The 9,124-nt window shown below is 51.9% G+C and carries 5 protein-coding genes; all 5 read right to left on the reverse strand.

Translation table 11 applies throughout. From position 1 onward, the window contains the following. Positions 1-2,568, reverse strand: a 2,568-nt coding sequence (locus tag ACRC27_RS11855) for a tetratricopeptide repeat protein (protein WP_438639955.1), incomplete at its 3' end; no start/stop codon positions are given. Further along, positions 2,556-3,692, reverse strand: coding sequence for a cellulose synthase complex periplasmic endoglucanase BcsZ (bcsZ, locus tag ACRC27_RS11860; RefSeq protein WP_438639956.1), 1,137 nt, complete (start codon positions 3,690-3,692; stop codon positions 2,556-2,558). The genes bcsZ and ACRC27_RS11855, both read right to left, overlap by 13 nt. 43 nt (positions 3,693-3,735) lie before the next feature. Then, positions 3,736-6,102, reverse strand: a complete 2,367-nt coding sequence (gene bcsB, locus ACRC27_RS11865; RefSeq protein ID WP_438622572.1) for a cellulose biosynthesis cyclic di-GMP-binding regulatory protein BcsB — start codon at positions 6,100-6,102, stop codon at positions 3,736-3,738. After that, on the reverse strand, positions 6,099-8,741 hold the full coding sequence (gene bcsA, locus ACRC27_RS11870; RefSeq protein WP_438631008.1) for a UDP-forming cellulose synthase catalytic subunit: 2,643 nt from the start codon (positions 8,739-8,741) through the stop codon (positions 6,099-6,101). The genes bcsB and bcsA overlap by 4 nt, the downstream gene beginning before the upstream one ends. After that, on the reverse strand, positions 8,741-9,124 hold a 384-nt coding region (locus ACRC27_RS11875), incomplete at its 5' end, for a cellulose synthase operon protein YhjQ/BcsQ (protein ID WP_438639957.1). The genes bcsA and ACRC27_RS11875, both read right to left, overlap by 1 nt.

Genomic DNA, 9,124 nt, shown 5'->3' on the forward strand with positions numbered 1-9,124 from the left:
GTTACCGGCGCTGAGATCTGATGTTCCGGCCGTGCCCTTGCTGCCCCAGCGGTCATATTCGAGCGTAACGGTCGGGTCTTGCTGACGGTACAGGTTCTCGGCATCACTGCGAATACTGCGTTTTAGCCAGTCATCTTGCGGATTAATCCGTGTCTGGCGCGTAGCATCAAGATGCTGTTGCTCGGTGATATTCGGTGCCGTGTTATCGGTTTTGTCTTCGCTTTCGGTAGGGGTTCTTACCGTGCTTGCTACTTGGGGTTTTGCACTCTGGCTGGCAGGTTGATCAATAAGTTGTAAGGCGCGTTCAAAATCACGGGTCGCCTGCTGCGGGTTGCCCGTTAAGCGCTCTACCCGCCCTGCATCCCGAAAAAGTAGCGGATCTTTGGTTTCGGCGGTCAGTAACGGGGTCAACAGTGAGCGGGCTTGTTGCGGGTTACCCAGTTGTGTCCATAAATTGGCCGCTCGCCGCTGCATATCCGGTGTAACACGCGCTTCGCTATTTTGTGCGGTTGCCGCAGGAGTTGCGCCAGATGACAGATGCTCGGTAGTGAAGCTGTTTAATGCCTGTTGCGCGGCCTGTTTACGGCCTTGGGCAACATCAATTTCAATCAGGCTGAGGGTTGCATCGGCATTATTGGGTTCGAGTTTCAATGCCTGTTGATAATAGCCGCGTGCCGCTGACCACTGGGCTGCTTGTTGTGCCCAGTCACCGAGTGTCAGTGGAATTGCCGCGCGATCAGGATAAGTTTTTTGCTGCATCAGCAGATAGGCGATGGCCGTTTTATTTTGCCCACGGTTATACATGGCACGGGCATTATCCATGATATTGCCAAACTCCAGCCGACTGGCCAGTTCGTGCATCCGTGTATCCCACTGGGTTTCCGGCAACGTTCGTAGGCTGCGGATAGCCTGTTGTTCCTGCCCTTGTCCGGCTAAAAACAGGCTATAGGCATAGCGCAGCTCAGGGTCTGCCGGTTTTTTTGCCAGCAGTGGCGAGAAGGTTTCTGCTGCATTTTGCTGACCAAGCTGGGCGCGCAGTTTGGCTAAATTATAAGCTAGCCAGACATCATCAGGCTGCAAGCGCAATGCTTGGCTGTATTTTCCTTCCGCGCCGAGCAGTTTTTGCTGGCCGATCATCTGTTCGGCCTCTTTTTGCAATTGTGTGGCTTCAATCCGGTTTAAGTCACTGGCAAAGCTTTTACGCTGTGCGGGCGACAGCGTTGCCAGTAAACGGCGGGCTTTGGCTGGGTCTTTTTCCAAATATAAGTTAACTCGACCACGCAGGGCGCTGCTGTTATCGGGCTGCTGGCGCAGGGCCTGCTGATACAGTTGATCGGCTTTGGCTGTCTCGCCGCGTTTGGCGGCAACACTGGCTAGCCCGATATTGGCGTACGGGTCAGTAGGTTCAATCGGTAATGCGCGGCGGTAAGCATTTTCAGCCTGATTAAGCTGCCCCTGCTCCAGTGCTTTATCCCCCAGATTAATCTGTTGCCAGTAGCGGGCGGTACTGACCAGCGCTGACCATTTACCGGCATCGTCTGCTGAGGTGTCGAGCTTTTGTGCCCGTTCAAATAGGCTGATGGCATCGGCATGCCGCCCTTGCCGCAGGCGTAACCGGCCTAGCTCACCAATCAGCTGCGGATCATTGGGGTATCCGCGCAGCGCTTTTTGCAGCTCTTGTTCAATTTGCCCATAGTTGGTTGAGTTATTGTCTAGCTGACTATAAGCCCGTGCTTTAGCCTGAAATGCTGGGTTTTTCAGCAGTGCAGCTAGCTCGGTGTACCCGTTTTTAGCCTCTGGGCTAGCATCGGGATAAAGGCTGAGATAGCGTTGCCACAGGTCGGCAGTAGACTGCTGTTGTGGTAACCGTTGCAACTGGTTATACCAAAGCTGTGAGGCATTATTGCGTTCAATCGGGTTATCGGCCAGCTTGCCAAGCAGAGCAAATGCTGCCGCAGAGTCAGGGGTTTTATCCAGTAATAATCGGGCATACGCCAATTGCACAGCGCCGTTATTGGGATACAGAGCATTGAGCTGTTGCAGTGCGTGTTGAGCTTGCTCGGTTTGCCCACTTTGTGCGGCGGTATCCCAGTATTCAAGTGCCAGTATCGGGGTTGGGAATACGCCGTGAAACAGATCTTGATACAGCGTCAGGGCTTGCTCGTAACGGCCAGCACGGGCAAACAGGCGGGCCTGTTGCAGTTTGGCTTTTTGCTGTGGCTGCGTCAGGTTGTAGTTTATTTGTGCAGTTTTATAAGCTAACGAGTCAGGCGCTATCTGTTTTAACCTTGCCAGTGTAGAGGCGGCTGCAGAGGGATTATTTTGCCTCAGATCAAGGCGTAGCTGGGCACTTAAACCGTCAGGGTTATTCGGATCAATGCTGAACAGGCGGTGCAGCGAGTCTTGTACCAAATCATCACGAAAGCGTGACTCACCTAACTGGATCTGGCTGAGTAACCAGTTGACCGGTGAGACCTCAGCCGTCGGCTGCGCAGCACTGACGTGTGGAATGGCCTGACTGAGGCTGACAGCCAATAGCGAATAGATCAGTGGTTTTAATCCTGACATGCGGTACGACCTTGTAAAATCAGCTCACCTTGCGGTGAAAATGAGTAGCGGTTTTCCAGCCAACCCAGCCCAAACAGTGTTAGAGCACTGTTGTAATAAGCATCAACCGCCAGTGGGTTATCTGCAATTTTCTGGCGTTGTTCGGCCAGCGCTTTGTCTGCTTTTGACTGTTTGAGCAGCGGTAACAGCGCGGCTGAAAAGCCAACCGGCGGGTTTCCGCTCACCTGTAATGATTGTATATCTATTTTTTCAGGCGGCTGCTGATGCTCACTGACATAGCTGACCATTGGCTGAAAATGGGCAATCAGAGGGGCAAAATCAGGAGCTTCAGGGTTTAGCATCCCCACCCACAGATAAACACGAATGGCATCGTAGCTGCCGAGCCATGGGGCATCGGCTTTGGGTTGCCACTGTTGTTGTTTGGTCCAGTTAATCCAGTTAGGCGCAAAACCGTGGGGGGCGCTCTCCAACAGCAGGGTGTGGGTCGCTTGGCGGATAGCTGGCCAGCGGCTGTTTGGGTAGCTCGCTGCCAGATTATCGAGGATAAATGGCGGCAGATAACTTGGGTTAAGCGTCCAGTAGTCGGGCTTGATGAACCCCTGATTGCCGGGCAGCAACATCGGGCCAAGTTGCGGCAGATTACTGACTTCCTGTTGCAGGATTTTTTGTAGCAGCAGGGCCGATTGGCTCTGATAATCACGGATCTTCCAGAGCCTACCGGCCTCTTTTAGGCTGTAAGCTATCCATAAATCTGAATCTGACGCCGAGTTTTTATCAAGCACCTGCATGTTGCCCTGATCATCTCGCCCCCATAGCCAGGCGGGAAGATTCTCACTTAAATCATCTTGCGCCAGATGCGTCTCTGTCCAGCGTAATATCTGGCGGAATGCCGTTTTATCTCCGGCAATCAGCGCAAAAAATAGCCCGTAGGATTGTCCTTCTGAGGTGGTTATCTGGCGCGGATCACTGCGATCAATGATCCGTCCTGAGTCATCTAAAAAGCGCTGCTTAAACAGCGTCCAGTCGGGCCATTCGCAGGACGCGGCCTGCAGCACAGGGCTGACCGTCAGCATGACGGTCAGTAGGAGTGTGATCAGGGCGTTGTTCACGGTGATCCTTTTCATGTGCTGCGCCACTCTTTCCCTGCTGATTCAAATTAATGATGAATTAACGGCGATCATCATCCAAACGGCGACGGGTAACCCAGCGCAGCGTATTCCACAATGCAATCGCGACCAAGACAACCGACAGAGCGGCAACCAGTGCCAGTACTACCGGATAGTGCGACAGGTGATACCACAACAGCATCCACCACGGTAATTGGCCGACATAGTACATTTCACCGACACGATCACTGTGAAGCTGACCATCTCGGAACACAACTACCGAACCATTCATTGCGGCCACTTTGCCGGAGTCATTTAGGCTGTGGGTGATCAGGTCAAAATTGTTTGCCTCTGAAGCCATCATCGCAACAACGCTGCGCTGTGTACCGTACGGTGATTCAAAGCCGACCATTGCGGCAATATTCCCTTCAGATTGCGTGTCGACACGGCTGGCGGCCTGTACGCTCGGGTTTGGTTCTTGTGATGGAGTCAGTTGCAGATCACTGATTTGACGCATTGGCTGACTGAGCCATGCACGGCTCTGTTTGATTAACCCGCTGTGATCTTTGCTTAGCAGCAGCTCATCTGAGGGTAACTGGCCAATCAGTAGCAGATCTTTATCGGCGGTTTTGGCCTGTTGCCAGTCATCGGTCAGGCTGACATTAATCACCGGATAGCCAGTTGATGCGCCCATCCGCCCCATCAGGCTAAACAGCAGATCGAGCTCTGCGTTGTCAGGTTTTTCCGGCATTAAGACCAGTGTTTGAGACAAATCGGCCAAACGGGTAAACGGGAAGCCTACGTTGGCAAAGGCGCGCAGATCAGGCATCGCGATATAGTGGTGGTAACCGCTAAAATCGATGGTTGAGCTTGGCTCGATAGCGGCCTGCACATTAGGGGTAATGTTGGTCACACATGTGCCTTTTGGCCCGCCATTAACATAGGAGCCAAACGAGAAATCAAAACGTAACTGGTTACGCGCACCAATTTTGAGTGCCGGAATCATCACGTTGTTGTCGTTGGTGAACATGTTGGTCAGTACCGGTAAACGTACTCGCTCAGAGCTGCCGCCTTGTCCGGAATCGCGCAGCAAAAAGGCCTGTACGAACTGATCGTTAATGCTCACATTCAGCCGCGAGCTGTCGGTAGTTACTGGCGGTGTATAACGATACTGTAAGTTGAGCGGAATGCCCGAGCTGCGCCAAGTGAACAGATCCGGCGGCACATTCATGTTTAGGGTGATGGGGCTGGGTGTCAGGCCAGAGACCTGTAACTGCTGCGGATACTCCATCAGCTCACTAAACGGAATCGGGCGGTCGGTACGGATCCAGTTTGGCGCATCGTAGGGTTTACGTTTAGCCAGTAAATCAACTTGATTAATGGTGGTTGATTGCCCGCGCAGCAGCGTATTTCCTAGCGCAATGCCTTGGCTGGCAGTCAGTAAATCATCATCATTACGGCCAAGGATCAGTAACAGTTTAATATACGGATTATCCGGGTGGCTGATCATCTCAACAGTTGGTGCATCTACCGGCGGATAGTCTTTTAAAAAGTCAGGCCGATTGCTGTTGGTCGCGAAGATGATCGCGTTACGCTCAGGCAACTGATTAAACAGCACCGGAAATTGCTGCCCGCGCCACGCGGCTTTGATCCCAAACCAAGAGGCCAGTGTTGATGCCGCTTTTTGAGTGGTCAGTGACGGCGTCTGCTGGAAGACAAACGGTAAGGTTAAGGTGTTGATATCCCGCGGATCAAAAAATGGCTCAGGGAACATGGCCAGATTATTTTTCAGTGCTAATGACTGAACGGTTAAATCAAGGGTGCTTTTACGGCTGAGATCGGCCCACAGTGCGTTGTTCAATGGATCTTCACAGTCGGCCTCATAGTGGCCGATTAACTCAAAGCGCAGCGTGTTGAAATCTTTGATGAATTTAGATTCTAGCGGGATAGTTTGGTTGATCTCTTTACCCATTTGGTTCTGCTCAATGGCAATAACCTGCATCAGCTCATCATTCATATACACTTTGAGCTGTGACATTACGGGGATCATGGCCGGAGAGGGGGTAAACACCAGATGCAAGTTGGCATTGGTGATCACCTGATCACTGCGGACACCAAAATCAAGCTTGATGGTTTTTAAGGCATTACGCAGCTCTAAAACACCGGAAGGGAGCAGCTGATTAAATGTCAGTTGTTCGTTTTTGACTGGCGGTGTCTCTGCCGAGCTTATTTCGGTGGAGGTGGTTGACGCCGCGGGTGTCAGTTGTGGCGCAGTACTGGTTTGCACGCTGGCGGGCATGGCAGCCAGCGGCATGGCCGTTTGGGTTTGTGCCAGATTACTGGCAACCGTTTCGGCCTCTACCAATACCGGAGTGACCCCGATTAGGGAGAGCGCGATCAGCATGATTTTTTTTGATAATTCAGTCATGATTTAGCTTCTTGCTTCGAGTTAACAGGGTCCGCAACTGGGCTCATTGTCGGGGTATGAGGCATAAATGTTCCGATCCATTCGGTGATCCACACAAGGGCATTAATCAGCCAGCGAACGGAAGCCGGAGCTTGTTTGGCCATTTGCTTATAACCACGCAGCCCGACCGCAAAAATATCGCGGATGCTGCGCATTGGCTGATCAACTTGGTAGCTCTCTTGCCACATTGCCCAAGTGTCGGCACGGGCAAAGGTACACTGTACAAAGTGGATATGAGACTGCAAATCCATATGCTCCAGCTGTATTCCCAAAAAAGTATTGCGCTGATTACAGACACGGGATTTAAACAGAAACTCTTGTGTGCCGCGTTTGAGCATCAGTTGCACGGTTTCACCGGCATCAAATTTTTGCACCTGCGGCATCTCGATACCTACACCGCCATCAGAGTAGTCGACCATGGTGCAAGGGTAAGCATGCCCATTGTTACGGTAAACCACGGCAGGCAAGGTGATTTGCACGCGATGAGTGCGTCGCACCTGTTTGACCTCTGAGGCTACTGCTACCGCACCACCGAGCAGCAGCAAGTTGTAAAAAGTCCACAACAGGCTGACAAAAACAGTGATCATTTCATCACCCGGCCCCCAGATAAAACGGTAACCGGCAAATCCGACGCCAATTAAGTTGAGCATCGCCAGTACCAAAAAGGGCCGTGAGATATCCCAGTCAAAATATTGATCATCAATCAGCCCACCTTTGGCGGTGACATTGAATTTCCCTTTGCGTGGGTTGATCAGTGCCACTGTAGTCGGCCGTGCGATATACCAAGAGAGTACGGTTTCGTAGATCTCACTCCAAAAAGAGTAGCGGTATTTTCCCTGAATGCGCGAGTTGGTTAAGCTGGCGTGCACCATATGTGGAACAACGTACAGCAAAATCATTACTGCTGGGGCGTAGATGATATAGGCATGGAAAATTAAAAATGCCAGTGGCGCAGTCAGGTATACCAAACGGGGAACACCCGATAAAAAGTGCAGCATTGCGTTGCTGTAGCAGATGCGTTGTGCCCATGATAACCCTTTCCCAAACAACGGGTTATCTAGCCGGAATATTTGTACCATGCCGCGTGCCCAGCGTATCCGCTGCCCGACATGCGCTGAAAGGCTCTCGGTAGCCAGCCCTGCCGCCTGCGGGATCCGGATATAGGCAGATCGGTAGCCGTGGCGGTGCAGCCGCAACGAGGTGTGCGCATCTTCGGTCACGGTTTCTACTGCAAACCCACCAATCTCTTCCAGTGCCGAGCGGCGGATCACTGCGCACGATCCGCAGAAAAAAGTGGCATCCCAAGTGTCATTACCGTCTTGCACCAAACCGTAAAACAGGGTGTTTTCATTGGGCGTTTTACGAAAGTTACCCAAGTTGCGCTCAAACGGGTCGGGTGAAAAGAAGTGGTGCGGTGTCTGCATCACCCCGAGTTTGTCATCTTTAACAAACCAGCCGAGAGTCATTTGTAAAAATGAACGAGTAGGGATGTGGTCACAGTCAAAAACCGCAATAAATTCGCCGTTGGTGATTTTCATGGCGGCATTCAAATTACCGGCTTTGGCGTGGAAATTGTTATCCCGAATCAGATAGTGCACACCCACTTCGGCCGCAAAATCAGCTAAATAGCTCCGCTTCCCATCATCCAAAATGTAGATATTGAGTTTTTCTTGCGGCCAGTCTAAGCCGAGTGCTGCGTACACGGTCGGGCGGATAACTGATAAATCCTCATTATATGTAGGGATATAAATATCAACCGAGGGCCAGTTATCCATATTAGCTGGCAGCGGATAGGGGCTGCGGTGTAACGGCCAGATGGTCTGAAAATAACCCAGCATCAGCACCAGCCATGAGTAAGTTTCGGCGGCCAACAGGCCAAGGCCGAAGAAGAGATCGACGCCGTTATCCCAGTTTAAGGTGGCGGTATAGCGCCACCACAGGTAACGGCAGGAGATAACCACCGAAAGCACGATCATCATCATGCTGGAAAACCGGCCAGGAATATTACGGATCAGCAGTGCCATTACCCACAAGATGATCACAAATGTCAGCTGGGCCAACAGGCCAAAAGGCTCGGTAATACAGAGTACCGCCAGCAGTAGTGCAATCACCAGATAACCCCAGCGCAGCGCAGCGGTCAGCCAATTATTGGTTTGGTACCACGGGCCTTTTTCACTCAATGAACGCAGGAGCGGTGAGTTGTAGTACTGGAATGTGTTGATCTTGTGGTACAGCCGCTGCTTGAGTGTGGAGAGATGACCAAACAGTGCGGCAGATAACTTGCTGATTTTTTGTGCAACGTTGGTCTTGTGGTTGTACGCACCGCGCAGCAATAGCCAAATAGTTTGTATCAGCAAGCGTAGTGGGTCAGCAAACTGCCGTTTAGGTTGGCGCAATAGCGGATAAAGAGTCTGTTTATTTTGACTCAGCCACTGGCAAGCGGGCGATTCAAGGCGAAATACCGACCATATGAGTAGCCATAACACTACACCACACAGGGCTATCGGGCTGCGCCAGTGGCGGTGATAACGCTGATAGCGCGCCTGTATGCTAGCTGTAAATTCGGGGGCAAAAATCCAGCCCAGTGCTGAGCCGAACATCAGGGCCGCTCCAGCTGTGCTTTACACCAAGTAGCCAGTGACAGGAAATCCTGCATGGCCAGCGAACCGGGCGCAGAGCGGGTAATCAGCTGCTTTTTTGCTAGCGCCTCACGCAGAGCTTCATCTTGATGAATGGCACTGGGGATTAGCCACTGGCCCAGCGTCGTGTGCCACAGTTGCCAGATATCGCGCGAAAGCAAGGTTGCGGTGTGGTAACGGTTGACTAGCCAGTAACGTTGCAGAGCCGCATTTTTCGCATCATCCTGATGTAGATTATTTTGCGTTTTATGTGCATCAGGTTGTGGCTCACTGGTTTGAGGGGTAATTTCTGTGTTGGCTAGCTTGTGATCAGGTTCACTCACCGAGGTATTTTCGGGAGTAGC

It is taken from the genome of Plesiomonas sp., from assembly GCF_051650925.1.
Lineage (GTDB): Bacteria > Pseudomonadota > Gammaproteobacteria > Enterobacterales > CAMTGL01 > Plesiomonas.

Bases quoted from the DNA above. Each gene is read 5' to 3' on its own strand.
- bcsZ (WP_438639956.1), bottom strand. From the start codon at position 3,692: ATGAAAAGGATCACCGTGAACAACGCCCTGATCACACTCCTACTGACC.
- bcsB (WP_438622572.1), bottom strand. From the start codon at position 6,102: ATGACTGAATTATCAAAAAAAATCATGCTGATCGCGCTCTCCCTAATC.
- bcsA (WP_438631008.1), bottom strand. From the start codon at position 8,741: ATGTTCGGCTCAGCACTGGGCTGGATTTTTGCCCCCGAATTTACAGCT.